Origin of the sequence: Streptomyces sp. NBC_00691 (genome assembly GCF_036226665.1) — a bacterium.
GTDB lineage: Bacteria > Actinomycetota > Actinomycetes > Streptomycetales > Streptomycetaceae > Streptomyces.
Genome location: NZ_CP109007.1, coordinates 7,053,297 through 7,077,996, shown reverse-complemented (window position 1 = coordinate 7,077,996; position 24,700 = coordinate 7,053,297). Strand labels below are relative to the sequence as shown.

22 protein-coding genes are annotated in these 24,700 nt (G+C 72.2%); 10 read left to right on the top strand and 12 right to left on the bottom strand.

The annotated features are described in order from the left end of the window. Positions 1-137: 137 nt before the first annotated feature. Positions 138-1,733, bottom strand: a complete 1,596-nt coding sequence (locus OG392_RS31820; RefSeq protein WP_329285166.1) for a hypothetical protein — start codon at positions 1,731-1,733, stop codon at positions 138-140. A 329-nt stretch (positions 1,734-2,062) separates the two neighbouring features. On the opposite strand from OG392_RS31820, the gene OG392_RS31815 reads away from it, so the two are divergent. After that, on the top strand, positions 2,063-3,007 hold the full coding sequence (locus OG392_RS31815) for a glycerophosphodiester phosphodiesterase (protein WP_329285165.1): 945 nt from the start codon (positions 2,063-2,065) through the stop codon (positions 3,005-3,007). Positions 3,008-3,010: 3 nt separating this feature from the next. Here the strand turns inward: OG392_RS31815 and OG392_RS31810 are convergent, their stop codons facing one another. The 3 genes from OG392_RS31810 to OG392_RS31800 are packed head-to-tail and all read right to left on the bottom strand — an operon-like array spanning position 3,011 to position 5,288. Continuing rightward, entirely contained in the window at positions 3,011-4,075 is a 1,065-nt protein-coding gene (locus OG392_RS31810; RefSeq protein ID WP_329285164.1) for a CU044_5270 family protein, read from the bottom strand. Continuing rightward, positions 4,072-4,737, bottom strand: a complete 666-nt coding sequence (locus tag OG392_RS31805) for an RNA polymerase sigma factor (RefSeq protein ID WP_329285162.1) — start codon at positions 4,735-4,737, stop codon at positions 4,072-4,074. Before OG392_RS31805 ends, OG392_RS31810 begins: the two co-directional genes overlap by 4 nt. Further along, positions 4,734-5,288, bottom strand: coding sequence for an HD domain-containing protein (locus OG392_RS31800; RefSeq protein ID WP_329285160.1), 555 nt, complete (start codon positions 5,286-5,288; stop codon positions 4,734-4,736). Before OG392_RS31800 ends, OG392_RS31805 begins: the two co-directional genes overlap by 4 nt. Positions 5,289-5,425: 137 nt before the next feature. On the opposite strand from OG392_RS31800, the gene OG392_RS31795 reads away from it, so the two are divergent. After that, positions 5,426-6,358 (top strand): LLM class F420-dependent oxidoreductase, encoded by a 933-nt coding sequence (locus tag OG392_RS31795; RefSeq protein ID WP_329285158.1) that lies wholly within the window; start codon positions 5,426-5,428, stop codon positions 6,356-6,358. Here OG392_RS31795 and OG392_RS31790 read toward each other — a convergent pair. Continuing rightward, positions 6,347-8,638, bottom strand: coding sequence for an MMPL family transporter (locus OG392_RS31790; RefSeq protein ID WP_329285156.1), 2,292 nt, complete (start codon positions 8,636-8,638; stop codon positions 6,347-6,349). The two genes, OG392_RS31795 and OG392_RS31790, sit on opposite strands and share 12 nt — an antisense overlap. Before the next feature lie 183 nt (positions 8,639-8,821). Further along, positions 8,822-9,526, bottom strand: a complete 705-nt coding sequence (locus OG392_RS31785; protein ID WP_329285154.1) for a DUF2470 domain-containing protein — start codon at positions 9,524-9,526, stop codon at positions 8,822-8,824. A 195-nt stretch (positions 9,527-9,721) separates the two neighbouring features. On the opposite strand from OG392_RS31785, the gene OG392_RS31780 reads away from it, so the two are divergent. Continuing rightward, a complete protein-coding gene (locus tag OG392_RS31780; protein ID WP_329285152.1) occupies positions 9,722-11,041 on the top strand; it encodes a hypothetical protein in 1,320 nt (439 codons plus the stop codon). A gap of 86 nt (positions 11,042-11,127) precedes the next feature. Further along, positions 11,128-11,595, top strand: coding sequence for a hypothetical protein (locus OG392_RS31775; protein ID WP_329285151.1), 468 nt, complete (start codon positions 11,128-11,130; stop codon positions 11,593-11,595). A gap of 97 nt (positions 11,596-11,692) precedes the next feature. On the opposite strand, the gene OG392_RS31770 is transcribed toward OG392_RS31775, so the two are convergent. Then, entirely contained in the window at positions 11,693-11,968 is a 276-nt protein-coding gene (locus OG392_RS31770; protein WP_329285149.1) for a hypothetical protein, read from the bottom strand. Positions 11,969-12,061: 93 nt separating this feature from the next. On the opposite strand from OG392_RS31770, the gene OG392_RS31765 reads away from it, so the two are divergent. Genes OG392_RS31765 through meaB form a run of 3 tightly spaced genes read left to right on the top strand, consistent with a single transcriptional unit; the run spans position 12,062 to position 17,036 of the window. Beyond that, on the top strand, positions 12,062-13,882 hold the full coding sequence (locus OG392_RS31765) for a methylmalonyl-CoA mutase family protein (protein WP_329285147.1): 1,821 nt from the start codon (positions 12,062-12,064) through the stop codon (positions 13,880-13,882). Beyond that, positions 13,882-16,056, top strand: a complete 2,175-nt coding sequence (gene scpA / locus OG392_RS31760) for a methylmalonyl-CoA mutase (RefSeq protein WP_329285146.1) — start codon at positions 13,882-13,884, stop codon at positions 16,054-16,056. The genes OG392_RS31765 and scpA overlap by 1 nt, the downstream gene beginning before the upstream one ends. Continuing rightward, on the top strand, positions 16,053-17,036 hold the full coding sequence (gene meaB, locus OG392_RS31755) for a methylmalonyl Co-A mutase-associated GTPase MeaB (protein ID WP_329285144.1): 984 nt from the start codon (positions 16,053-16,055) through the stop codon (positions 17,034-17,036). The genes scpA and meaB overlap by 4 nt, the downstream gene beginning before the upstream one ends. Positions 17,037-17,182: 146 nt before the next feature. On the opposite strand, the gene OG392_RS31750 is transcribed toward meaB, so the two are convergent. Beyond that, positions 17,183-17,542 (bottom strand): winged helix-turn-helix transcriptional regulator, encoded by a 360-nt coding sequence (locus tag OG392_RS31750; RefSeq protein ID WP_329285141.1) that lies wholly within the window; start codon positions 17,540-17,542, stop codon positions 17,183-17,185. A 68-nt stretch (positions 17,543-17,610) separates the two neighbouring features. Between OG392_RS31750 and OG392_RS31745 the strand changes: the two genes are divergently transcribed. Next, the gene (locus tag OG392_RS31745) at positions 17,611-18,495 is read left to right on the top strand and encodes an NAD(P)-dependent oxidoreductase (RefSeq protein WP_329285139.1); all 885 of its coding nucleotides are present in this window, start codon (positions 17,611-17,613) and stop codon (positions 18,493-18,495) included. Positions 18,496-18,504: 9 nt separating this feature from the next. Here OG392_RS31745 and OG392_RS31740 read toward each other — a convergent pair whose 3' ends face one another. Continuing rightward, the gene (locus tag OG392_RS31740; protein ID WP_329285136.1) at positions 18,505-19,461 is read right to left on the bottom strand and encodes a quinone oxidoreductase family protein; all 957 of its coding nucleotides are present in this window, start codon (positions 19,459-19,461) and stop codon (positions 18,505-18,507) included. 105 nt (positions 19,462-19,566) lie between these two features. On the opposite strand from OG392_RS31740, the gene OG392_RS31735 reads away from it, so the two are divergent. Beyond that, on the top strand, positions 19,567-20,022 hold the full coding sequence (locus tag OG392_RS31735) for a MarR family winged helix-turn-helix transcriptional regulator (protein ID WP_329285135.1): 456 nt from the start codon (positions 19,567-19,569) through the stop codon (positions 20,020-20,022). A gap of 145 nt (positions 20,023-20,167) precedes the next feature. After that, entirely contained in the window at positions 20,168-20,458 is a 291-nt protein-coding gene (locus OG392_RS31730; protein WP_329285133.1) for a hypothetical protein, read from the top strand. Between the two features lie 13 nt (positions 20,459-20,471). On the opposite strand, the gene OG392_RS31725 is transcribed toward OG392_RS31730, so the two are convergent. The 3 genes from OG392_RS31725 to OG392_RS31715 form a co-directional block, all read right to left on the bottom strand. Further along, positions 20,472-21,596, bottom strand: a complete 1,125-nt coding sequence (locus OG392_RS31725) for a nitric oxide synthase oxygenase (RefSeq protein ID WP_329285132.1) — start codon at positions 21,594-21,596, stop codon at positions 20,472-20,474. A gap of 261 nt (positions 21,597-21,857) precedes the next feature. Further along, complete coding sequence (gene gdhA, locus OG392_RS31720; RefSeq protein ID WP_329285130.1) at positions 21,858-23,204, bottom strand: NADP-specific glutamate dehydrogenase; 1,347 nt, start codon at positions 23,202-23,204, stop codon at positions 21,858-21,860. A 185-nt stretch (positions 23,205-23,389) separates the two neighbouring features. Then, positions 23,390-24,571 carry a helix-turn-helix domain-containing protein gene (locus tag OG392_RS31715; RefSeq protein ID WP_329285128.1) on the bottom strand — a complete coding sequence of 394 codons (1,182 nt, stop codon included), beginning with the start codon at positions 24,569-24,571 and terminating at the stop codon, positions 23,390-23,392. Positions 24,572-24,700: the final 129 nt, after the last annotated feature.

Below are 24,700 nucleotides of genomic sequence, written 5' to 3'. Positions count from 1 at the left end.
GGCTCCGGGCATGTCTCCCACCATGCCGCAGCCCGGTCGATTCCGGCGAAGGGCTCGCGTTGTCCGCCGTGTCGCGGGGCGCGTGCGGCCGGTGCGGACGAGCGCACAGACCGTACGCGCCTTCGCCGTACGCGACGCTACGGCCGGTCGCCGAGCCAGCTCAGCTTGTGCCCGTAGAGCACCCGCTGGCAGTAGTCGGTCCCGGCCGGATCGGCACTGTCACGGTTGGCCGTGCAGTCGGCCGCCGACCCCGGACGGTGCTCGGACAGGGACCACAGCCGGCCCGCGCCGCGCTCGACGTAGAGGTCCTCGGCGCCGCGGGCGGTCTTGACGGCCTGTCCGTCCTGGACCAGTCGGCCGCCGTCCCAGGCGTAGCGCCAGAGGTTGCCGGGCTCGTCGGTGCCCTTCGACTCGTTCACGTAGAGGGTGCCGTCGTACGCCGCGGCGCCCTGTGCGCCGCCGTTGGCCAGCGGCAGGTAGTTGGCCCAGCCTTCGGCGGCGACGTCGGCCGAGCGGCCCTCCAGGGCCGCGACCGGGTAGGAGGCGATGCGGCCGGTGGAGGGGTGGTCGCTGTCGGGACGGCAGTACTCGCCCATGAGGAGCCGGTCCGGGGTGGTGCTGCGGTCCAGGGAGATGTAGGAGGCCTTCGGCGCTCCGGTGGAGACGCAGGCGTACGAGCCCTGGGGGTTGCTCTGCGTCGCCTTGAACTTCCAGGCGGCGACCTGGGGCATCACATAGCGGTAGCCGAAGCTGTACCAGACGTTGTCGTGGCGGCCGACCTTCGTCTTGTCCTCGACGTTGGCGGTGGTCTTCACGCCGTCCGTGTCGGAACCCATCGCGTCGTGCGTGGCGGGGTCGCCGTCCGGGTCGAGGTCCATGATGGTGCGCATGTCGAAGACGCGCAGGCCGTTGCGGGTGTCCGCGACGTAGAGGTAGTTGCCGTACCAGACGATCCCGCCGGCGTGCACGCCCTTCTGGATCGGGTACTCGGCGGCGTGCAGTCCGTCGAAGGAGACGTGGTCGGCCGAGTTCACATAGGTCCAGCCCAGCAGCACGTGCCGGTACTTGACCTCGGGGCTGCCCGTGGCCGGGTTGGTCCGGCTCTGGACGAACGTGATGCGGACGCCCTTCTGGTTGCAGGCGTCGTTCGCCTCCAGTTCGGCCGTGGTGCAGTCGCCGGCCGTCGGAAGCGGGTCGTTCTCCCGGCCCGGGTCCCAGCCGTCGTACGAGGCGAAGAGCTGGATGTTGCCGGCGTCGCCCCAGAGCTCGTTGTCCTTGGCGTCGGAGACGCCGGTCATGCCCTGGGGGACCCATTCCTGCGAGACGGAGTCGTCGCCCTGCAGGCAGTACTTGATGTCGGGGTCCGGGGCGGTGCCGAACGGGTCCCGGGAGCACCACGGCTGTACGGTGCGGTTGGCGCCGGCCAGCAGGTTCTGGACGCCGGACTTGGGCAGCACCGCGTCCAGACGGTTCACGCGCGTGGTGGTCTCGCCGTTCAGCGCGCCGGGCGCCATCGTGAAGTCGCCGGGCGAGGCCGCGCCGCCGGGCGAGGTCCAGGCGCGGGTGGTGAACGGCGAGGCGGGCGCCTCGGTCGTACGGGGTTCCTGGATCCAGCTCTGCGGGGCGGTGGGCGGAAGGTCCTCCGCCTGGGCCGGTGCAGCGAGGCCGGTGAACGCGAGCGAGGCCGTGGCGGCGGCCGTGAGCCACGCGCGACGTATGCGCCGTGTGGGCATGTGGGGTTGTCTCCGTTGCTCCTGGGTCAGTAAGTCGAACGGAGAGTTCCAGAACGCTTGAGCGAAACGCAAACGTGTTCGCATCACCGGCAACGGCGGTCCGACCGGATGCCGTTGAGGAGGATGGGGCCCATACCGGCATCGCTCGGGCGGCCCTGGAGCCGATCGGTGAGGACCGGGTGAAGGTTGTCGCCGGTTCCGGTGAGCATCCCCCTGGGAATTCTCCGGAATTCCTTCATGTCCCGGCCTCCGCCGTCCCCGCGGCACGACGCGAGCCGCCGCTCCGTCATCCGGCCCGATCGGCCCGTCGACCTCTAGGGTGGGCGGACATGAGAGACCCTCACCCGCCCGCCGCCCGGCCTCGCCGGCGCCGGGGGACCGCAGGCCTGGTCGTCGTGGTCACCACGGTCGCCGGTGTCGCGGCCGTGCTCGTCGCAGCGGCCCCGCCCTCACTGGCGGCGGCCCCGCCCTCGTCGGCAGCACTCCCCCGTCCGGAGGACGGCACGGCGCCGAGCAGTCCCTGGATGCGACCGCCAGGGGCGCCCGTCACCGTGATCGCCCACCGGGGAGCCTCCTCGGCCGCCCCGGAGAACACCCTGATCGCCGGCGAGGTGGCCCGGCGCGGCGGGGCCGTCTGGATCGAGAACGACGTCCAGCCCAGCAAGGACGGCGTGCCGTACGTCCTCCACGACACGACCGTCGACCGGACGACCGACGGCACGGGACCGATCCGCTCGCTGACCTCCGACGAGCTGGACGCCCTGGACGCCGGCTCCTGGTTCGCCCCGGCCTTCGCCGGCACGCATGTGCCGACGTTGCAGGCCCAGTTGGCGGATCTGCGCCTGCGGGGCGGGAAGCTGCTCCTGGAGGTGAAGGGCCGCCACACCTACGCCCAGGTGCAGCGGATCATCGAGCTGGTCCGCGAACAGGGCATGAGTGACCGGGTCTTCGTCCAGAGCTTCGACGTCTCGCATCTGAGGTACGTCCACGAGCTGGCCCCCGAACTGCCGTTGGGGCTGCTGAGGGACACTCTGGACGCCGACCCCGTCGCCGTCGCCGAGGACCTGCACCTCGCCTCGTACAACCCCTCGGACCCCGCCCTGACCACGCGGCCGGACCTCGTCCGCGACCTGCACGCGGCGGGGGTCGCGGTGAACGTGTGGACGGTCGACAGCCCGGCCCGCTGGAAGGCGCTGGACACGCTCGGGGTGGACGGGATCATCACCAACCGCCCGACGGAGCTGGGCGGTTGGTCGTCCGGGCAGATGTCCTGAGCCCTACGGCACGACCTTGATGTCGTCGACGAGGGCCCGGACCATGATCGCGTGGGTGTAGACGACGGTGCCGGGCTTGATCAGACCGCCCTCGCCGCCGTCGCCCCTCGCCTGGACGGTGCGCTCGCCGAGGAAGGTGAGGGTTCTGCTGTCGAAGATCCACTCGGTGCGCTGGCCGCCGGTCTCGTCGAGCCGTGCGACGGCGACGCCCTTGCGGCCGACGGCGTCGGTGGCGCTGTCCACCATGACGACACCGGGGATCTTCGCGGCGGCCCGGTAGAGGGCCGCCGTCAGCTTCGGGGACGGCCAGCTCTCTCCGAGCAGGTCCCCGATGGTGGTGAAGGCCTGCTGGTCCTTGCCGTTGCCCTGACCCTCGGTCTCCTTGTAGATCTTCCTCAGCAGCGCGTCGGGGTCGGTGGGGAGGGTCGCGAGGTAGTCGTGGGAGGGCGCGCCGAGGTGCGGCTTCGGCACGTTGCCGTTCTCGTCGCGGCCTTCGAGGGTGATGCCCTCGGGGGCGGTGGTGCCGGGCTCGATCAGCCAGCCCCTGAGGCCGTCGGGCGACCGCCAGGACTGCCGGGTGTGCAGGGGGTAGCTGACGAGGCTGCTCTCGCCGCCGACGGTTTTCACATAGGTGTTCGCGGACCGCGTCTCGATGTAGACGTACTGGCCGGCGCGGGCGTTCGGGACCTCGGCCCCGGCGGCGGCGAGCGAGATGCGGTCGAGGAGCCGGGGCGCGCCCTTCGCGTCGACGACGCCGAGGGAGGTGGTGAGGGCGGGGCCGGTGGCACGGTCGACGGGCCGGTCGCTGTCGCCCGGGGTGAGGGCGAGGACGCCGACGGCCAGCGCTCCGGCGAGTGCGGTGGCGGCGGACAGCAGGATCGCCTTGCGCAGGAAGGGGTTGTTGCGCGCGGGTCGGGCGGCGGTGCGGCGGTCGTCGTGGATCTGGCTCATCAGGCGCTCCTTGTGGAACTGGTGGCGGCCCTGAGGCAGGTCGTGCTCCTCGATCGCCGGGAGGCCTCCGGTGTCGTGCCGGTTCGCCGTACGGGTCGTGTCGGGGTCGGGGTTCATCGGATTCCTTCCTGCGCGGGCCGGACCGCGTTCACGCGATCACCTGTTGTCTGTCGGGTGCGGGAGCCGGGTTCCCGTTTTTCCGGGGGGTGTTCGCCTCTCTCTCCGGCGAGTTCCCTCTCGGCGCCGGTACGGAGCTTGGCGCGGGCCCGGGAGAGCCGGGAGCGGACGGTGCCGACGGGGACGCGCAGCGCGCGGGCGACCTCGGTGTAGGCGAGGCCTTCCCAGAGGCAGAGGACGAGGACTTCGCGTTCGGTGCGGCGGAGGGCGCCGAGCGCCCGCAGGGTGGCGGCGATACGGCGGCGGTCGTCGATCCGGCCCGCGACCTCGGAGGCGTGGTCGGGCACCGAGGCCTCGGCCTGTCCGGCGGCGGCGTACGCGTCGGCGGCCGCCCGGTAGCGGCGGTTGCCGCGGCAGTGGTTGCGGGAGACGTTGGTGGCGACGCCGAGCAGCCAGGGCCGGAGCGATCCCCCGTCCGGGTCCACCTTCCGCCGGAGCCGCCAGGCTTCCAGGAAGGTCGCCGCCATCACGTCCTCGGCGACCGACCAGTCGCCGGTCAGCCGGAAGGCGTGGTTGTAGACGCTCCGGGCGTAGGAGTCGAAGAGTTCGGCGAACGCCGAGGGGTCTCCGTCCCGGACGCGGGCGCGCATGTCGTTGTTCACGTCTCTCGTCTGTCCGGCCCCCGGAGCGGGTTCCCGTGACCCGCGTCACAGCGGGAGGCGAGTTCGGCCAGCAGTTCGGGGTTGACGATGCGCAGGACCGTCGCGATGTGCTCGGGGTCGGCCGCCGCCCACAGGGTCTCCCGGGCGGCGCGGTACTTGGCGGCGAGCCGTTCCCGCTGCGCGGGCGGCAGGGCGGCTGCCCGGTCCGAGCGGCTGTTGTGGGCGTTGTCGGCGATCTTCACGAGGGTGGCATCGGGGTCCTCGGTGATCCGCCGGATCTTCTCCTCGTACGCCGTGCCGGGCGTGTTGGTCACGGCCTCGACGAGGGCGACGACGCGGTCCGGGATCCCGGCGGCGCGGAGCCGTTCCGCCGTCCAGTCGGTGTCCTCGATGACATCGTGGAGCAATCCGGCCATGGCCAGGTGGGGGCCGAGGGGTTCCAGTCCGGCGGCGACCGCCCGGACGTGCTCGACGTACGGGACACCGGTCTTGTCGGTCTGTCCGGCGTGCGCGCGGCCGGCGAGCGCGTCCACCTCGGCGAGAGTCGTCATGGCCCCATCATCGCGGGGGTGCCCCGGCCGCTCCTCGTCCGCCCCGCGCCGCTTCCCCCCGGCCGCGCCCGGCCCTGCAACACACTCTTCACACGGGGGCGGGAATCCTCCGCGCGGACAGGCCGGTTGGCGTGGGTATGACTCTCGGAGTAACGCTCGGTTCGACCTCCGTCCAGCGCACGATCGACAGCACGGTGGGGCTCGCGCGGGAGGCGCGCGACGCGGGCCTGCACTCGGCGTGGTTCGGCCAGACCTTCGCGTACGACTCGCCCTCCCTGGCCGCGATCGTCGGGCGCGAGGTGCCCGGTCTCCAGGTCGGGACCTCCGCCATCCCCGTCTTCGGCCGTCATCCGCTGCTCGTCTCCAGCCAGGCGCAGACCGCCCAGGCGGCTACCGGCGGCCGCTACCACCTCGGGCTCGCCCTGGGCACCCGGCACCTGACCGAGACCGGTTTCGGCATCCCGTACCGGCGGCCCATCGGTCTGCTCAGGGAGTTCCTGACGGCACTCCGCCCGCTGCTCGAAACGGGCAGTGCCGACTTCCACGGCGAGCTGCTCACCGCGACGACGCCGTACTCGGCTGCGGTGCCGGGGGCCCGGCCGACCGTGCCCGTCCTCGTCGCCGCGATGGGGCCGCAGGCCCTGCGCGTCAGCGGTGAACTGGCCGACGGGATCCTGCCGTTCCTCGCCGGGCCGCGCGCGCTCGCCGAGCACATCGTCCCCACCGTCACCGCCGCCGCCGCGGCGGCCGGCCGCCCCGCGCCCCGGATCGTGGCCCTCGTCCCGGGGGTCGTCACCGCGAGCGCCGAGGTGGCGGACGTACGGGAGAAGGCGGCGGAGGCGCTGGCGCTGTACGAGCGGATTCCGTCCTACCGGCGCGCCATCGAGGCGTCCGGCGCCGACCGGGCGGCCGAGATCGCCGTGATCGGCGACGAGGAGACCGTCGCCGCGGAGGTACGGCGCTACCGCGAGGCGGGGGCGACGGAGGTGGTGTTCACGGCGACGGAGCTGAACGGCGAGGACGGCCGCGCCCGCACCTGGAAGCTGCTCGGCGAACTGTCACGCGGCTGAACCGGGCCCGCCCTCGGCCGCGCCGACGGCCGGTTCCGGCTGGCCCTCGCCCTCGGTGTCCAGGTGCGGGAGCAGCCGGTCCAGCCAGCGCGGGGTCCACCAGGCGTGCTTGCCGAGGAGGGTCATCACCGCGGGGACGAGCAGCAGACGCACCACGGTGGCGTCGATGAGGACGCTCGCCGCGAGACCGAGGCCGAGCATCTTGACGACGATGTTGTCCGAGACGATGAAGGCCGCGAAGACACTCACCATGATCAGCGCGGCACATGTGATCACTCTGGCGGTGATCTCAAGGGCATGGGCCACACTGGCCTTCGAATCGCCGGTGCGCAGCCATGCCTCGCGGACCCGGGACAGCAGGAAGATCTCGTAGTCCATGCTCAGGCCGAAGACGATGGCGAACATCATCATCGGCACGTAGCTCTCGATGGGCACCTTGCCCGAGACACCGAGCGCGGGCCCGCCCCAGCCCCACTGGAAGACGGCCACGACCACGCCGTACGAGGCGGCGATGGAGAGCACGTTGAGGACGGCGGCCTTCACCGCGACGAGGAGGCCGCGGAAGACGGTGAGGATGACGAGGAAGGCCAGCCCCACCACCACGGCGATGATCAGCGGCAGCCGGCTGGAGACGAGGTCGAGGAAGTCCACCTGGGAGGCGGTCGTGCCGGTGACGTACGTCTTCGCGTCGGTGCCGGCCGCCGCCTGCGGCAGGACGTCGTCGACGAGGTGGTTGGTCAGCTGGGTGGTCTTCTCGTCCTGCGGGGAGGCCACCGAGTAGGCGGTGCCGACCAGTACGTCCCCGTCCGGGGTGGCCTGGAGCGGGGTGATGTAGGCCGCGTCGGGGACCCCGGTCAGCGACTGCTTGAGCTTGTCGGCGAGGTCCGCGCGGTCCGCCGAGGGTACGGCCGACTGGTCGACGACCACGGTCAGCGGGCCGTTGGCGCCGGGCCCGAAGGCGGTGGAGATGAGGTCGTAGGCCCGCCGGTCCGTGAAGGACTTGGGGTCGGCGCCGTCGCCGATGTGGCCGAGCTGGATGAAGAGCAGCGGGAAGGCCAGGACGAGCAGCACGAGGACGCCGCCGGTCAGGAACCACCAGGGGCGCCTCTCCACCCGCTGCGCGTACCGGTGCCAGGTGCCGTGGGCGGGCGCTCCGGGTTCGGCGTCGGTCTCCGCGACGGGCTTGCGGACGTGGTAGCGGTCGATGCGCTTGCCGACGAGTCCGAGCATGGCCGGGACCAGGGTGAGCGCGGCGAGGACCGCGGTGACGACCGTGAAGGCGGCCGCCAGCCCCAGTTTGCCGATGAAGCTGACGCCGGAGACCCACAGACCGGACAGGGCGATGATGACGGTGCAGCCGGAGACCAGGACGGCGCGGCCGCTGGTGGTGGTCGCGAGGGCCGCCGAGTCGGCGGGATCGTGTCCGTCCATGAGGTTCTGGCGGTGCCGGGTGATGAGGAAGAGCGCGTAGTCGATGCCGACGCCCAGGCCGATCATCGTGGCCAGGGTGGGTGAGACCGTGCCAAAGGTGAAGGCCGCCGCCATCAGGCCGAGGAGCGCGAGGCCGCAGATCGCCCCGAGGAGCGCGGTGATCAGCGGCAGGACTGCGCCGATGATGCTGCCGAAGCCGATGAGGAGGACCACGATCGCGACGGCGAAGCCGATCGCCTCACTGGTGCGGTCGTCGGCCGCGGGCCGGGCGAGTTCGCCGAGCGGGCCGCCGTACTCGACGTCGACACCGGCGTCCCGGAGCGGCTGGACGGCGGAGTCGACTCCGGGCAGGTAGTCGGTGCCGAGGGTGGAGGGCGGCACGCTGAAACGCACGGTGATGTAGGCGGTCTTGCCGTCGGTGGAGAGCGGGCCGGTGTTGGGGACCCCGGCCGGCAGCGCGGGCGGGGTGGTGCCCGGCGGCGGCAGGGGGTTCTGGGCGCCGATGACGTCGGGCAGCTTCTCCAGGGAGGCGACGGTCGAGTTGATGACGGACGCCTCGTCCGTGAGCGGCCCGGAGGACCGGTTCAGGACGATCTGCGACGTGTAGCCGGCGGCGGCGGGGTCGTGCGCCTGGAGGGCGTCGAGCCCCTCCGTCGACTGCACCCCGGGGAGGTCGAAGTCGTCGGAGTACTGTCCTCCGACCGCCCTGTCGGTGATCTGGAGTCCCACCATGGCAGCCAGCCACAGCGCGATGACGACGATGAAGTGACGGGCGCACCAGTGACCCAGTCGGTACAGCGCACCCTTGGGAGGTGTCGGCCGGGTGGCGGCCGGGCTTCCTGCGTTCATGGGCAAGGCCGTGTCCGTTTGGGAAGTCCCCGAGCGGTCCCCCGCACCGACCGTGCGCGGGTCTACCCGTCCATTGTTCGCCTGCCTCGCCCCTCCGGCATCTCGACCGGCGCGGGAGGGCGTTCGGGCAGGCCAGGCGGGGTGTGACAGCCGGAATCGGGCCTGTCCGCCTGCACACCCGGGTCAGGTCAGCAGGCTGTTCGGGTGGGAGGAGCGGCGGGCCGCGGCGAGCAGGGCGTGCATCCGGGGGCCGGCCTGGTCGACGTCGGTGACGGGGGTGGGAAAGGGCAGCCGGACGTCCTGGTGACCGGCCGGGTGCTCCAGCCGCAGGGTGATGCCGTATCGGTCGAGCGCGACGGGGAGGGCGCGGACCATGTCCCGTGCGGGGCGCGGGCGGACGAGGCGGAGCAGCAGGGGGACGAGTTCGCTGTGCCCGTCGACGAGGTGGGTCAGCATGGACGCCTCGCAGGAGGCCATCGGGTCGATGTCCGTCGCGTGGAGCTCCTCCAGGGTGATGAAGCTCCGGCCGTCGGCGTCCTCCAGGAGGGCCTGGCCGAACTCCATGCAGAGGCTCGCGGTCGCCTCCGGCTCGTACGGGGCGGCGAGGAGCCCGGTGAGGGTGACGCGCGCCCGGAGCCGTTCGCGTACGGGCGTGGGGGCGATGTCGGTGAACTCCAGGCGCACGGGGATCCGCGCGGGCTGCCCGGCGTGGCTCTCCTCGGACGGGTCGTGGAGGTGGATGTGGCCCATGGGGCCGGTCCCGTCCAGGAGGTGCACCTCCTGGCGGTGTCCGTCGGACACCACCGTCATCGAGTGCGCGGCGGCGAGGATGGAGCGCACGCGCTCGGCGGGGGTGGGCCGCGTGGCGCGGGTGGTGAAGGGACGCATCCGAGTTCTCCCGGGACAGGTGACGGAGACAGCCCAGAGACTGCCGCTCGGGACCGTTACTTAGGTAAGCCTAAGCTAACCATGCCGAACGCGCTACGGAACGGCGAAATCCGCCACGCCGCGGGGCGGCTGACACCCCATGTGATGATCTCCCTTTCGCATTCCGGATCCACGCACGCCCCAGGGGGAGAGACCATGGGAACAACGGACGCCAACGGCGTCGACCTGTCCGGTGTCACCGGCAGACTCATTCAGACGGTCGACCTGGTGAAGGGCCCCGCGCCGCAGGCGATCGCCACCGACACCCTCAACGGGCACGTCTTCGTCCTCCAGGTGGAGAGCGCGGCCACGGCCGCGCAGGGCAACCTGTACCTCAACCGGATCGACCGCGGGACCGGCGCGGTCACCGGCTCGATGCAGTTGAAGGGCTTCGGCCACGGGCTCTCCCTGGGCGCCGAGCCGGTGGGCGCCGACACCTACCTCTGGACCGAGGTCGGCCCGCTGCAGATCTCCGCCGACGACGCCGCCTTCGGCAAGGCCGTCACCCGGTTCCGCTTCGTCGACGGCGCGGTCCTCGACGGGGCCCTGGTACCGCAGAGCCAGAAGTTCACCCCGCCCGGCAGCACGTCGAGCACCGGCCCGTCGCTGGACCCGTTGAACAACCACTTGTGCGTGATGTACCACAAGGACGGAAAGCGGCACTTCACCCGCTACGACCCCGCGGCGGCCGCCGCCGGCTCATGGGTCCCGGTGGGCACCACCTTCGTCATGCCGGCCGGCGAGGACGTCACCCCCGACGTGCCGACCCCCTACCCCCTGCAGAAGACCCTGGTCTCCCAGGGGTTCACGGCACTGGGAGACGTCCTCTACGCGTACCAGTGGGCGCCGTACGACAAGAAGAACTTCCCCGAGATACCCGACTCCTTCCCCGGCATCGCCTTCCTCACCTCGTACGCGTGGGCGACCGGCGAGCGCATCGACCGGCAGGTGGTCACCAACGCCGACGGCCTGACCCGGCGCGAGCCCGAGGGCGTCGCCGCCGAGGTCGACCCGGTCACCGGCGAGACCCGGCTGCTCTTCGGCTTCAGCAACACCGTCCCCGGCACCACCGGTTCCCGTGACGTCACCATCGGCTGGTACCCCACGAAGCCCGCGGTGGACGGGATCAAGGTGCTCGCCGACTGGGAGGACCTCACGCTCGAAGCCGGTGTCTCCCCCGGCACCGAGCGCCCGCGCGGACGGCTGATCGCCCTCGCCGGCACCACCTACCTCCAGTTGCGCGGCACCGTCACCTGCTCCCCCGGGCTGACCGCGGACGGCCGGATCGGGACCCTGCCGCACCGGCTGCGCACGACCCGCCTGACGCGCCAGAACGTGCCCCGCAACAACAGCGCCGGCCGCTGTGTCTGCCGGATCGAGACGGACGTCACCGGCGCCCTCCGCGTCTACGGCGCCACCAGCGACAACGCCATCACCTGGATCGACTTCGACGGCGTCTCCGTCGCCTGGCGATGAGCAACCCCGCGGACGCTCCCGCCGACAGCCCCGTCAGCGGCCCCGCCACCCCGCCCGCACACCCCACCCGATCCGGAGGATCGAGCATGACCCAGCACGCCACCAGCCGCCGCTCCCTGCTCACCGCGGCGCTCGCCGCCCCCGCCGTCGCCGTCGCGGGGCCGCTGCTCACGGCCGCACCGGCCGCCGCCGACCCCGTGGACGGCTGCCAGGTCGTCGTCGACTGGACCGCGATCACGGTCGACCCCGCGGTGGCCAACGAGCCCGGCGCTCCGGCCGAGGCCCGCGTGATCCGCCTCGCGGGGACGGAGTTCCTCCAGCTGCGCGGGACGGTCACCTGCGCGTTCACCGCCGACGGCCGGCTCGGCACGCTGCCCGCCACCATCCGCCCGCCCAAGCTGACCCGCGGCGTCTGCCCCCGCAACAACAGCGCGGGCATCAACGCGGTCCGCATCGAGGCCAACACGGCCGGCGCCGTCAACGTCTACGGTCCCCAGACCACCAACAAGGTGACCTGGATCCAGTTGGACAACTTCTCCTCCGTCATGCGCTGACGCCCGCGGGAGGCCGGTGCCGGCCCCGCGGAACACTCGAAGACCCGGGCACCCTCGACGACCCCGGGAACCCGCCGAAGGTCCGGCGGCACGCGCGTCACGGCGTGTCGCCCGACCAGTCGAGACGGCCCGGGTCCCCGGGGCGCGGGTCGTACAGCGACCTGCCCCCGGCGCCGTACCGCCCCAGCTCCGTCTCCAGCGCCGCGCCGGCCGCCCGCTGCTCCGGCGTCCGGTCGGTGACGTCGAGCAGCAGTCCGTCGAGCGGACCGCCGACCAGTTCGGCATAGACACGGCCGGGCCTCGGGCCCGGCCGGGGATCGTCGTGGTCCTGGCCGTAGACCCGGCCTCTCAGCAGCTCCTCGTCCCTGTCCATACGACACAGCGTCGCAGCCGCCACTGACAACGAGAAGAAGGTCACAGTCGTACGCCCTCCTGCTGCTTTGACGATCTCCCCTAGCATCCGAGCATGACGGTCCTGCCTGACGACGGGCTCACCCTGGCGTCCGAATTCCCCGAAGCGCCACACGAACAGTGGCAACACCTTGTGGCAGGTGTCCTGCGCAAGTCCGGCAAAGAGCTGTCCGGCGACGCCGCCGAGGACGCCCTTTCCACCCTCCTGGAGGACGGCCTCGACGTCCGTCCGCTATACACGGCGGCCACGGCGCGCGAGACCGCGCCCGGCACCGGGCTCCCCGGTTTCGCGCCCTTCGTGCGCGGCGGCCGCGCCGAGGGCAACACCCTGGCCGGCTGGGACGTACGCCAGCGGCACCTCACCGCCGACAACGACGCGGTCCTCGCCGACCTGGAGAACGGCGTCACCTCCCTCTGGCTGGGCGTCGGCGGCACCGGCATCCCGGTCGCCTCGCTCGCCACGGTCCTCGACGGGGTGTACCTCGACCTGGCACCGGTCGCCCTCGACGCGGGCGACGAGACCGCGGCTGCCGCCGGGCTCCTGCTCGGGCTGTACGAGGAGCGGGGCGTCGCCGACGACGCGGCCCGCGGGAACCTGGGCGCGGATCCTCTCGGCCACGAGGCCCGCACCGGCCGCCCGGCGTACGACCTCGCGTCCGTGGCCGGACTCGCGCGCCGCTGCGCCGACCGGTACCCGGGCCTGCGGGCCCTGACCGTGGACGCCCTGCCGTACCACGAGGCCGGCGGCTCGGCCGCGCAGGAACTCGGCTGCTCCCTCGCCACCGGCGTCGCCTATCTGCGGGGTCTCACCGCGGCCGGGCTGAGCGTCGCCGAGGCGTGCGCCCAGCTGGAGTTCCGGTACGCGGCGACCGCCGACCAGTTCCTGACCATCGCCAAGCTCCGCGCGGCGCGCCGCCTCTGGGCCCGCGTGGCCGAGGTCTGCGGCGCCCCCGACGCGGGCGCGCAGCGCCAGCACGCCGTGACCTCGACGGTGATGATGACGCGCCGCGACCCGTGGGTGAACATGCTGCGCACCACGGTGGCCACGCTCGCCGCCGGAGTGGGCGGCGCCGACAGCGTCACCGTGCTCCCCTTCGACGACGCCCTCGGCCTGCCGGACGCGTTCGCACGCCGGATCGCCCGCAACACCTCCACCGTCCTCATCGAGGAGTCGCACCTCTCCCGGGTCATCGACCCGGCGGGCGGCTCCTGGTACGTGGAGCGGCTCACCGACGAACTCGCCCACGCCGCGTGGGAGTTCTTCCAGCTCATCGAACGGGCGGGCGGCCAGGAGGCCGCGCTGCGGTCGGGGACGGTCGGCGAGCGCCTCGCCGAGACCTGGTCCGCGCGCAGCAGGAAGCTCGCCACCCGCCGCGAACCCATCACCGGTGTCAGCGAGTTCCCCCACCTCACGGAGAAGCCCGTCGACCGGGCGCCCGCGCCCGAGCAGCCGACCGGCGGCCTGCCCCGGGTCCGCCGCGACGAGGCGTACGAGGCACTGCGCGCCCGCTCCGACGCGCACCTGGCGGCGACCGGGGCCCGGCCCCGGGTCTATCTCGCCGCGTTCGGCCCGGCGGCCGCGCACTCGGCCCGCGTCTCCTTCGCCGCGAACCTCTTCCAGGCGGGCGGCATCGAGCCGGTCACCGAGGGCACGTTCGAGGAGAGCGGTGCCCGCGAGGTCTGCCTCTGCTCCAGCGACACGCTGTACGCGGAGCGGGCCGGGACCGTGGCCGCGGAGCTGCGCGCGGCGGGAGCCGAGCACGTCCTCCTCGCCGGCCGCCCCGGGGACCACCCCGGCGTCGACTCGTACCTCTTCGCGGGCTGTGACGCCGTCGCCCTGCTCTCCACCGCCCTCGACCGCATGGGAGTGTCCTGATGTCCATCCCCGACTTCTCCGGGATCGAGCTCGGGGCGCCGACCGCCGACGGCGGTCCCGACGCGTGGCGCGCGGCCGTCAAGAAGGCCACCGGCGGCGACGACCTGCTCTGGGAGACCCCGGAGGGCATCGGCGTCAAGCCGCTGTACACCGGGCAGGACCTGGAGGGCCTGGACTTCCTGGACACCCGCCCGGGCATGGCCCCGTACCTGCGCGGCCCGTACCCGACGATGTACGTCAACCAGCCCTGGACGATCAGGCAGTACGCGGGTTTCTCCACGGCCGAGGAGTCGAACGCCTTCTACCGGCGCAACCTCGCGGCCGGCCAGAAGGGCCTGTCGGTCGCCTTCGACCTTCCGACCCACCGCGGCTACGACAGCGACCACCCGCGTGTCACCGGTGACGTCGGCATGGCCGGCGTGGCCATCGACTCGATCTACGACATGCGGCAGCTGTTCGACGGCATCCCGCTGGACAAGATGACGGTGTCGATGACGATGAACGGCGCCGTGCTGCCGGTCCTCGCGCTGTACATCGTGGCCGCCGAGGAGCAGGGCGTACCGCCCGAGAAGCTGGCCGGGACCATCCAGAACGACATCCTCAAGGAGTTCATGGTCCGCAACACCTACATCTATCCGCCCGGGCCGTCGATGAGGATCATCTCCGACATCTTCGCCTACACCTCGCAGCGGATGCCGCGCTACAACTCCATCTCCATCTCCGGTTATCACATCCAGGAGGCGGGCGCGACGGCCGACCTGGAGCTGGCGTACACCCTCGCCGACGGTGTGGAGTACATCCGCGCGGGCCGCGAGGCCGGGCTCGACGTGGACGCGTTCGCCCCACGCCTGTCCTTCTTCTGGGCGATCGGCATGAACTTCTTCATGGAGATCGCGAAGCTGCGCGCGGCGCGGCTCCTGTGGGCCAAGCTGGTCAAGCAGTTCGACCCGCAGAACGCCAAGTCCCTCTCCCTGCGCACGCATTCGCAGACCTCGGGCTGGTCGCTCACCGCGCAGGACGTGTTCAACAACGTCACGCGCACCTGCGTCGAGGCGATGGCCGCCACCCAGGGCCACACCCAGTCGCTGCACACCAACGCCCTCGACGAGGCTCTCGCCCTGCCGACCGACTTCTCCGCCCGCATCGCCCGCAACACCCAGCTGCTCCTCCAGCAGGAGTCGGGCACCTGCCGCACCATCGACCCGTGGGGCGGCAGCGCGTACGTCGAGAAGCTCACCCACGACCTCGCGCGGCGCGCCTGGAAGCACATCCAGGAGGTCGAGCAGGCGGGCGGCATGGCGAAGGCCATCGACGCGGGCATCCCCAAGCTGCGCGTGGAGGAGGCCGCGGCCCGGACCCAGGCCCGGATCGACTCCGGACGGCAGCCGGTGATCGGCGTCAACAAGTACCGGGTCGCGACCGACGAGCAGATCGACGTCCGAGCGGTCGACAACTCCTCCGTGCGCGCCCAGCAGATCGCCAAGCTGAAGCGGCTGCGCGAGGAGCGCGACGAGCGGGCCTGCCAGGACGCGCTCGGCGCGCTCACCCGGGCCGCGGGCGGCGAGGGCAACCTCCTCGAACTGGCGGTGGACGCGGCCCGCGCGATGGCGACCGTCGGCGAGATCTCCGACGCCCTGGAGAAGGTCTACGGACGGCACGCCGGCCAGATCCGTACGATCTCCGGTGTGTACCGCAACGAAGCCGGCGCGTCCCCTTCCGTGGACCGCACCCGGGCCCTGGTGGACGCCTTCGGCGAGGCCGAGGGCCGTCGGCCGCGCATCCTGGTCGCCAAGATGGGCCAGGACGGCCACGACCGCGGCCAGAAGGTCATCGCCACCGCCTTCGCCGACCTGGGCTTCGACGTGGACGTCGGCCCGCTGTTCCAGACCCCGGCCGAGGTGTCCCGTCAGGCCGTCGAGGCGGACGTGCACATCGTCGGGGTCTCCTCCCTCGCCGCCGGACACCTCACGCTCGTACCGGCGCTGCGGGAGGAACTGGCGGCCGAGGGCCGCGAGGACATCATGATCGTGGTCGGCGGGGTGATTCCTCCGCAGGACGTGGCGACGCTCCTGGAGATGGGCGCGGCCGCCGTGTTCCCGCCGGGCACCGTGATCCCCGACGCGGCCCACGACCTGGTGACGCGTCTGTCGGCCGACCTCGGACACGAGCGGTGATCGATCTCGACACGTACGTCCGGGGTGTACGGGAGGGGAAGCGGGCGCTGGTCGCCCGCGCGATCACCCTCGTCGAGTCGACCCGCCCGCAGCACCGGGCACTCGCCCAGGAGCTCCTGACCGAACTCCTTCCGCACAGCGGGAACGCCGTGCGCATCGGGATCAGCGGAGTGCCCGGTGTCGGCAAGTCGACGTTCATCGACGCGTTCGGCACGATGCTGACCGGGCTCGGCCACCGGGTCGCGGTCCTCGCCGTCGACCCGTCGTCGACCCGTACCGGCGGCTCCATCCTCGGCGACAAGACGCGGATGGAGCGGCTGGCGGTCGACCCGGCGGCCTTCGTCCGCCCCTCCCCCAGCGCCGGCACCCTCGGCGGGGTCGCCAAGGCGACCCGGGAGTCGATGGTCGTGATGGAGGCCGCGGGCTACGACGTGGTGCTCGTGGAGACGGTGGGCGTCGGCCAGTCCGAGACCGCCGTCGCCAACATGGTCGACTCCTTCCTGCTGCTCACCCTGGCCCGCACGGGCGACCAGCTCCAGGGCATCAAGAAGGGCGTCCTGGAACTCGCCGACGTGGTGACCGTCAACAAGGCGGACGGCCCCCACGAGCGGGACGCGCGCGCCGCGGCCCGTGAACTCGCGGGCGCGCTGCGGCTGATGCACGGCGCGGACTCCTTCTGGACGCCGCCGGTGCTCAGTTGCAGCGCCCGGGAGTCGGCGGGCCTCGACGAGGTCTGGGGGCGGCTCGAACAGCACCGCGTCCTGCTGGACTCGACCGGCCGGCTCACGGCCAAGCGCCACGACCAGCAGGTCGACTGGACCTGGACCATGGTCCAGGACGAGCTCCTGCGCCGTCTCCACTCGGACCCGGCGGTCCAGGGCCTGGCGCCCGCCCTGGAACAGCGGGTGCGCGCCGGAGAGCTGACGGCGACGCTGGCCGCCGAGCGGATCCTGGACGCGTTCGGGGAGCGGCGCGGCTGACGCGTCACCCTTAAAGGGGGCCTTACCTTCGGGGAGGCCCCCTTCTCGCGTCCCCCCTCATACCCACTTTTTTGTGCGTACTGGTCGGGGGCGGGCCCCCTGGGCGAAGCTGGGAGCGGCCCGGAGGAAGGGAGAACGACAGGGTCTCAGGACGCGGCGGGTACGACGGGTATGGCCGTGAGCCTGTCCAGGCGACGATGGCCCCAGTCGGACAACGGGCCCAGCGCCTCGGAGAGTTCGCGCCCGAAGGCGGTCAGCGAGTAGACGGTCTTCGGCGGCAGGACGTCATACACCTCACGGTGCACCAGACCGTCCTCCTCCATCTCGCGCAAGGCCTGGGTCAGCACCTTCTCGCTGATCTCGGGAAGCATCCGGCGCAGTGCGCCGGGGCGGTGCGGGCCGGTCTCGAGCAGCCACAACAGGTGGGTCTTCCACTTGCCCTCGATGACGACGATCGCGGCGCTCACTCCGCACACGTTCGTGTCCTGGGCCCGGGCGCGTGACATCCGCGTCCTTCCTTCCTCCGGCTTTTCCCTCAGTTCATCCTTCTCCATGTCTACAAGGGAGTTCACCCATGTCTTCTTCCCGTGCAACCGCCGTCACCGTCATCGGTCTCGGACCGATGGGACGGGCGCTGGCCGCCGCCTTCCTGGCGGCCGGCGTACCGACCACCGTGTGGAACCGGACGCCCGGCCGGGACCGGGAGCTGGTCGCGGCGGGGGCCGTGGGGGCGGCGACCGCCGAGGAGGCGGTCTCGGCGAGCCCGCTGACCGTGGTGTGCCTGGTCAACTACGACGCGACCGACTCCGTACTGCGGCGGGAGGCCGTGACGGCCGCGCTCAAGGGGCGGACCGTCGTGAACCTCAGCGCCGACATCCCGGACCGGGCCAGGGACACCGGGCGCTGGGCCGACGAGCACGGCATCGGCTATCTCGACGGCGCCATCATGACGCCGACCCCCAGCATCGGGACGCCCGCCGGGGTGTTCCTCCACAGCGGTCCCGAGTCGCTCTACCGTGAGCACCGGCCGGTGCTCGACGCCCTGGGCGGCAGCCACACCCACCTCGGGGAGGACGTGAGCAGGGCGGCGGCGTACGACATCGCGCTGCTCGACATCTTCTGGACCTCGATGGCGGGTTACGTCCACGCCCTGGCGGTGGCCCGGGCCGAGGGGATCTCCCCGACCGAGCTGGCGCCGTTCGCCCAGGGCATCGGGGCGATCCTGCCTCCGCTGTTCCAGGAGTGGGCCGAGGACGTGGAGAGCGGCGGCTACTCGGGCGAGGGCAACCCGATCACCTCGGGGATCTCCACGATGGCGCATGTCGTACACGCATCCGAGGCCCATGGCATCGAGGCGAACGTGATGCGCGCCGTGGAGGGCCTGGCCCGCCGGACGGTGGCCCTCGGCCACGGCACGGACGGCTACAGCCGGGTGGCCGAGGTCCTGGGGCGCCGCTGAGGCACCGGTTCAGAGGCGCCCGGCGACGCGCAGGACGCTCTTTCCGAGGGTGGTGCCGTCGCTCAGCCTCCGCACCGCGACGTCGAGTTCGGCCGGGTCGTACTCGGCGGTGATGTCGATCCGGATCCGCCCCCGGGTCAGCAGGTCGAGTGCCCGCCGGGCGGAGTCGCCGAGACGGTCGGGGTGGGTTCGGCTCAGCAGGTCGCTGTTGTACGTCACGAGTGACCTCCCCGTCATGAGCAGGTCGCCGGCGTCGACGGGGACGGGTTCCCGGGCGTCGAGGCCGCCGTACGCCACCAGGCGGCCGTGCGGCGCGAGCAGCCGGAGCCCTTCCTGCCGGGTCCTGCCGCCGACGGAGTCGAGGACCACGTCGAAGCGCTCGTCGCCGAGCGCGGCCGGGAACGCCTCGCGGTGGACGATCCGGTCGAAGGCGCCTGCGGCCGCGTACTCCGCCCTGCGTGCGCCGCCTGCCACGCCGACGACCCGTCCCGCTCCGGCGAGTCTCGCGAACTGGGCGGCGAGACCGCCGACTCCGCCGGCGGCGGCGTGGACGAGCACGCTGTCGCCCTGCCGCAGGCGTGCGGCGGTGTGGACGAGGTCGTAGGCGGTCGGGGTGCCCCAGCCGAATCCGGCCGCCGTACGCAGCGGCAGGTCGCCGATCGGCAGGGCGAGTGCCGCGGGCACGACGGCCACCTCGGCCCAGGCGCCGCCCGTGGCGAGGGCGGTGACGGCTTCCCCGACCCGGTCGCCGTCGACGCCCGCGCCGACGGCGACGATGTGGCCGGAGGCCTCGAAGCCGGGGACGAAGGGGCGCGGCACGGGGAAGTGGCCGTCCCTGACCATCGTGTCACCCCACTGGATGCCCGCGTAGGCCACGCGGACCGCCACCTCGCCGGGGCCGGGGGCGGGTTCGTCCCGTTCGGTGATCCGGTAGTGGTCGTCGCTGTCGAGAATGATCGCCCGCATGATGCAGCCTCCTGAGCTGACTCAGTATCCTGTGTCGTGTCATGAGGAACGCTAGGCGTAACAGGTACCTGAATCAACACAGGTTCCTGTGTTGGGAGTGAGAGCATGGCGGAGATCCCGGTCGAGGAGTACCTCTGCACCCGCATCAGACGTGCCGAACAGGCGTTGATGGCGCATCACGAGGCCGTACTGCGCGGCCACGGGCTGACCATGACGCAGTACACCGTGCTGCTGACCCTCTCCCGCGAGGGCGGCCTCTCCGGCGCCCAGGCGGCCCGGGCCTGCGGGGTGACGCAGCAGAGCATGGCCAGCGTGCTGACCACCATGGAGAACAAGGGCCTCATCCGCCGCGACGCGTCCCCCGCGCACGCCAAGGTCCAGATCGCCACACCGACCGATGATGGACGCGCGGTACTGGACCGCGCCTACGAGGAGGTCATCGTCCTCGAACGCGCACTCACCGACGCGTTCACCCCCGCCGAACACGGCGCCCTGTGCGACCTCATCGACCGCGCGACGGCCGTCCTCGCCGACCAGACACCGGCCGCGCGCGGCCGCTGACCGCCCGCCGCCCGCGCCTCGGGGCCGCCGACGGCCTCCGGCATGCCGTCCGCGGCGGGCCGTGCTGTGCTGGTGAGTGGAAGCGGACGGCGCCCGGGGCGGCGCGGGAGGTGCCGCCGCCCTCTCTCAGGAGGAGTGATTCACCATGGCGATCTTCGTCCATGCCGTCCTTCCGGGTGTCACCACGGACCAGTACGACCAGCTCAACGCCAGGCTCCAGCAGACGCCCGAGGTCTTCGAGGGCTGCCTCTCCCACGCCTGCGTCCCCACGGACGACGGTCTGGAGGTCTTCGACCTCTGGGACTCCGAGGCGCACATGAACGCGTTCGTCGAGCGCATGATGCCGCTCGCGAGCGGCCTGGGCTGGCCCGGGGCGGACAGCCCGCCCCGGATCATGCCGGTGCACAACCACTGGATCCCCGGGGCGAACGGCTGACGCCCCCCGCCGGTCACGTGCGGGCCAGGAAGGCCGGCCGCAGCGCCGGGTCCACCGGGTCGTAGTACCGGTGGAAGACCGGGGTGGCGGAGCCGGAGACAGGGGGCACGATCCAGCTCCAGTCGGCCGGCGTCTCCCTCCCGTGGCGGCTCTCCTGAGCGATGTGCCGCAGGAACCGCTGGGACTCCGTGTGGTGGTCGGCCATCGTCACCCCGGACTCCTGGAAGGAGTGCAGCACGGCCACGTTGAGCTCGACGAGCGCCCGGTCGCGCCACAGGGTGCGTTCGCTCGACCGGTCGAGGCCGAGCCGGTCCGCCACCACCGGGAGCAGGTCGTAGCGCTCGGCATCGGCGAGGTTCCGGGCGCCTATCTCCGTGCCCATGTACCAGCCGTTGAACGGCGCCGCCGGATACCGTACGCCGCCGACCTCCAGCGTCATGTCGCTGATCGCGGGCACGGCGTACCAGCGCAGGCCGAGCTCGGCGAACCACGGATGGCCGGGGTGGCTCAGCGGCACCTCGCGGACGGCGTCTTCCGGCAGCTCGTACCACTCGGGCCGGGCGTCAGGGTGCTCCCGCACCATCAACGGCAGTACCTGGAAGGGCTCTTCGTCCCGCTTCCAGCCCAGGTCACGAGCCTGCGCGGTCAGCGGTGCGCTGCGCGGGTCGCCGTGCCACGCCCCCGTCGGCGTGCGGTGTCCGGCGTAGCGCACCAGCTGGTCGTTGACGATCCGGGGGCCGGGGCGGTCCGGCCGGTCGGGGGCGAAGACGGTGATCACGGGACGGATCCTGCCGCCGTTGCCGGCGAGCCTCAGGTGCTCGAAGGAGGCTGCGGCGATGTCGTCGGCGGAGGTGAGGTGCCGCAGGTCGCGCACCACGAGGCTGCGCCAGTAGAGCCTGCCGATGCAGCGGGCAGCGTTGCGCCAGGCCACGCGTGCGCCGAAGGCGAGTTCGGCCGGGGAGTGGGTGTAGGTGCCGGTGCGGTCGACCTCGGCCAGCACCTCACGTATCCGGCTCCGCGCCCCGTCGCCCGCTCCCGGCTGCTCGGCGTGGAACTGGCGGATGAACCGTTCCGCCTCGCGCCGGTCCACGAGGGACGACAACGGACCGCGGCCTTCGTGGGCGGGGGCAGCGGGCACGGGGTCCCCGGGCGCGTAGGGGCAGGTGCCGGTGCTGGGGACAGACTTCCGGCGGCGGCGACTGAAGATCAATGTGTTCCTCCCGGCCTCATGACTACCGTATGAACACATTCGAGCGCGGAGAGTGCGTGAATTCCCGGTCCGGGAAGAGCCGCGCTGGTAGGCTTTTGCCGATCATGCCCGTAACGGGGACGCCCCGGCAGGGGGTTCCGCCCCGCGCCACCGGGCGCGCGGGACGGAACCTTCCGTGCGGCAGGGTTCTCAGATCACGCCCTGCGCGGTCATCGCCCGCGCCACACGCAGGAACCCGGCCACGTTGGCGCCGAGGACGTAGTCCTCGGCGTTGCCGCCGTACGCCTCCGCTGTGGCACGGCACTCGGCGTGGACACCGCGCATGACCTCGGCGAGCCGCGACTCGGTCTGCTCGAAGGTCCAGCTGTCACGGGCCGCGTTCTGCTGCATCTCCAGGGCCGAGGTCGCCACGCCGCCGGCGTTGGCCGCCTTGCCGGGACCGAAGAGGACACCGGCCTCGCGGAACACCTTCACCGCCTCGGGCGTGCAGGGCATGTTCGCGCCCTCGGCGACCGCGAGGACCCCGTGCTTGACCAGGGCCACGGCGTCCTCCAGACCCAGCTCGTTCTGCGTCGCGCAGGGCAGGGCGATGTCGCACGGGACGTCGTACACCGTGCCCCGGGCGGAGAAGCGCGCGGTCGGCCTGGCCTCCGCGTAGGTGGAGATCCGGGCCCGCCGCACCTCCTTGACGTCCTTGAGCAGGTCGAGGTCGATGCCGTCCTCGTCGACGAGGTACCCGGAGGAGTCGCTGCAGGCCACGACGCGGCCGCCCAGGGCGTGCACCTTCTCCGCGGCGTACACGGCCACGTTGCCGGAGCCGGAGACCACGACCCGCCGTCCGTCGAAGTCCTGGCCGCGGGTCGCGAGCATCTCCTCCGCGAAGTAGACCGCGCCGTAGCCCGTGGCCTCGGTGCGGACGTGGGAGCCGCCCCAGCCGACCGGCTTGCCCGTGAGGACACCGGACTCGTAGCGGTTGGTGATCCGCTTGTACTGGCCGAAGAGGAAGCCGATCTCGCGCGCCCCGACACCGATGTCCCCGGCCGGCACGTCCGTGTGCTCACCGAGGTGACGGTAGAGCTCGGTCATGAAGGACTGGCAGAACCGCATGATCTCGGCGTCCGAACGGCCCTTGGGGTCGAAGTCCGCGCCGCCCTTGCCGCCGCCGATCGCCATGCCCGTCAGCGCGTTCTTGAAGATCTGCTCGAAGCCGAGGAACTTCACGATGCCGAGGTTGACGCTCGGGTGGAACCGCAGCCCGCCCTTGTAGGGCCCCAGGGCACTGTTGAACTCCACCCGGAAACCACGGTTCACCCGCACGGCACCGCGGTCGTCCACCCAGGGAACCCGGAAGAGCAGCTGCCGCTCGGGCTCGCACAGACGCTCCAGGATCCCGGTCTCGGCGTACTCGGGGTGCCGCTCGAGGGCGGGACCGAGGGAGTCGAGGACCTCGGCGGCCGCCTGGTGGAACTCCGCCTCCCCGGGGTTGCGCCGTCGGACCTCCGTGTAGACGGCTTCCATGTGTGCGCTGACGTTCATGGGTGTCTCTCGCCTTCTTCTTCCTCGAAAGTGCCGTTGCGTGCGGGCGACGTCACGCCATTGTTCCCCGGCGCTCGGACCGGTCCGCCACCGAGTCGGTCCCCGAGCCGGTCGGCCGCCGGCACACCGCACGCGACGGACACCCACCCATCAGCCGCGTCCCCAACCTCACTGGGCAAATACACCTAGCGCCCGCTGGTGTCGACGTCGTTGTCGATCCACTCGGTCCAGCCCAGGGGGTAGGCGTACGCGGGCCGCGCCAGGTTGCCACTGGTACGGAACGGGCGGCCGTCGTCGTCGATGCGGAGCGTGCCGTGCTCCTCGCCGCTGGACCAGACGAGTTCCAGGTACCAGCTGACGTCGTGCGCCTGGGCGCGCGCGGCCACGTTGAAGATCACGGGATCGGACTCGCTCGTCTTGTACGAGAACGTCCGCTGCCCGCCCACGGGGACGGCGGTGGGCCGCGCAGAGTCGAGGTCGACGGCGAAGGCCTTCGTCGACACCTCGCCGCCGCAGCCGACGCCCATCACGTAGTCGTTCCAGGCCAGGGGCGTCTTCTTGCTCACGACCCTGACGTGGAGGGCCTCCAGGACGACCGTCTCCTTCCTGGTGCCCTGCACGGTGAGCCGGAGCAGCTGGTCCCCGCCCGGCACCGCGTCGAGCGCGGCGATCCATCCCGGCGCGTCCTGCTCGGTGGGCGGCGGCGGAACCTGTTCCGGCTCACGGTCGATCAGATAGTGCTGGGTGCAGGGTCCTTCCCAGGTGTGGGGCGCGGTGGCGACGGTCGGCGCGAAGGCCGTCCCCGTCGGCCCGCCGCCGGAGGGCCCGGACCGCCCCGGCGCTCCGGAGGGTGGAGCCGCGTCGCCCGCCGCGCGTCCCTTCGCCGGTCCGTCCTGGCCCGCGAGGTTCATGACGAGGGCGACCGCCACGGCGGCGGCCACGGCGGTGCCCACGAGCACGGCGGCACGCCGGAGCCGCCGGCGCTTCGGAGAGGACGGGTCCGGTTCCGCGGGGGCCGGGCCGGGCACGGCCGCGGAGGCCTCCGGCGCCGCTTCGGGCGCTGCCGCGGACGCCGGCTCGGTCGGCGCGGCGGCTGCCGGCGCGGCGGGCGCGGGGTCGGCCTTCCGCCCGCGCGCCACGTCCGCCCGCACCCACAGCCGGTGCAGCTCGACGAGTTCGTCGGGCGTCGCCCTGCACAGCCGTGCGAGCCGCTCCACGGGCGCGTAGTCCACGGGTACGGCATCCCCGTTGACGTACCGGTGCAAGGTCGAGGCGCTCATGTGCAGACGCTTGCCGAGCGTGCCGTAACTGAGCCCCGAGCGCTCCTTGAGCTGACCCAACAGCGCCGCGAACTCGTCCCCCGCCACCGTTCCACCCTCTTCCGGCGTTCGTTCCCGCGTCCCTGGACAGGGACATCAGTGCAGGTCAGCGCCTTGATTTCATTCCAGCGTCCCGTACCGCCCGGGAGGAGCGGCAGCTGGAACGGATCCTGTCAC

What these genes read in the sequence shown, in the direction of transcription:
- scpA (WP_329285146.1), top strand. Translation starts at nt 13,882, where the DNA reads ATGTCCATCCCCGACTTCTCCGGGATCGAGCTCGGGGCGCCGACCGCC.
- OG392_RS31770 (WP_329285149.1), bottom strand. Translation starts at nt 11,968, where the DNA reads ATGGACAGGGACGAGGAGCTGCTGAGAGGCCGGGTCTACGGCCAGGAC.
- OG392_RS31815 (WP_329285165.1), top strand. Translation starts at nt 2,063, where the DNA reads ATGAGAGACCCTCACCCGCCCGCCGCCCGGCCTCGCCGGCGCCGGGGG.
- OG392_RS31735 (WP_329285135.1), top strand. Translation starts at nt 19,567, where the DNA reads ATGGCGGAGATCCCGGTCGAGGAGTACCTCTGCACCCGCATCAGACGT.
- OG392_RS31775 (WP_329285151.1), top strand. Translation starts at nt 11,128, where the DNA reads ATGACCCAGCACGCCACCAGCCGCCGCTCCCTGCTCACCGCGGCGCTC.
- OG392_RS31785 (WP_329285154.1), bottom strand. Translation starts at nt 9,526, where the DNA reads ATGCGTCCCTTCACCACCCGCGCCACGCGGCCCACCCCCGCCGAGCGC.
- gdhA (WP_329285130.1), bottom strand. Translation starts at nt 23,204, where the DNA reads ATGAACGTCAGCGCACACATGGAAGCCGTCTACACGGAGGTCCGACGG.
- OG392_RS31730 (WP_329285133.1), top strand. Translation starts at nt 20,168, where the DNA reads ATGGCGATCTTCGTCCATGCCGTCCTTCCGGGTGTCACCACGGACCAG.
- OG392_RS31820 (WP_329285166.1), bottom strand. Translation starts at nt 1,733, where the DNA reads ATGCCCACACGGCGCATACGTCGCGCGTGGCTCACGGCCGCCGCCACG.
- OG392_RS31745 (WP_329285139.1), top strand. Translation starts at nt 17,611, where the DNA reads ATGTCTTCTTCCCGTGCAACCGCCGTCACCGTCATCGGTCTCGGACCG.
- OG392_RS31765 (WP_329285147.1), top strand. Translation starts at nt 12,062, where the DNA reads ATGACGGTCCTGCCTGACGACGGGCTCACCCTGGCGTCCGAATTCCCC.
- OG392_RS31810 (WP_329285164.1), bottom strand. Translation starts at nt 4,075, where the DNA reads ATGAACCCCGACCCCGACACGACCCGTACGGCGAACCGGCACGACACC.
- OG392_RS31740 (WP_329285136.1), bottom strand. Translation starts at nt 19,461, where the DNA reads ATGCGGGCGATCATTCTCGACAGCGACGACCACTACCGGATCACCGAA.
- OG392_RS31800 (WP_329285160.1), bottom strand. Translation starts at nt 5,288, where the DNA reads ATGACGACTCTCGCCGAGGTGGACGCGCTCGCCGGCCGCGCGCACGCC.
- OG392_RS31750 (WP_329285141.1), bottom strand. Translation starts at nt 17,542, where the DNA reads ATGTCACGCGCCCGGGCCCAGGACACGAACGTGTGCGGAGTGAGCGCC.
- OG392_RS31795 (WP_329285158.1), top strand. Translation starts at nt 5,426, where the DNA reads ATGACTCTCGGAGTAACGCTCGGTTCGACCTCCGTCCAGCGCACGATC.
- OG392_RS31780 (WP_329285152.1), top strand. Translation starts at nt 9,722, where the DNA reads ATGGGAACAACGGACGCCAACGGCGTCGACCTGTCCGGTGTCACCGGC.
- OG392_RS31790 (WP_329285156.1), bottom strand. Translation starts at nt 8,638, where the DNA reads ATGAACGCAGGAAGCCCGGCCGCCACCCGGCCGACACCTCCCAAGGGT.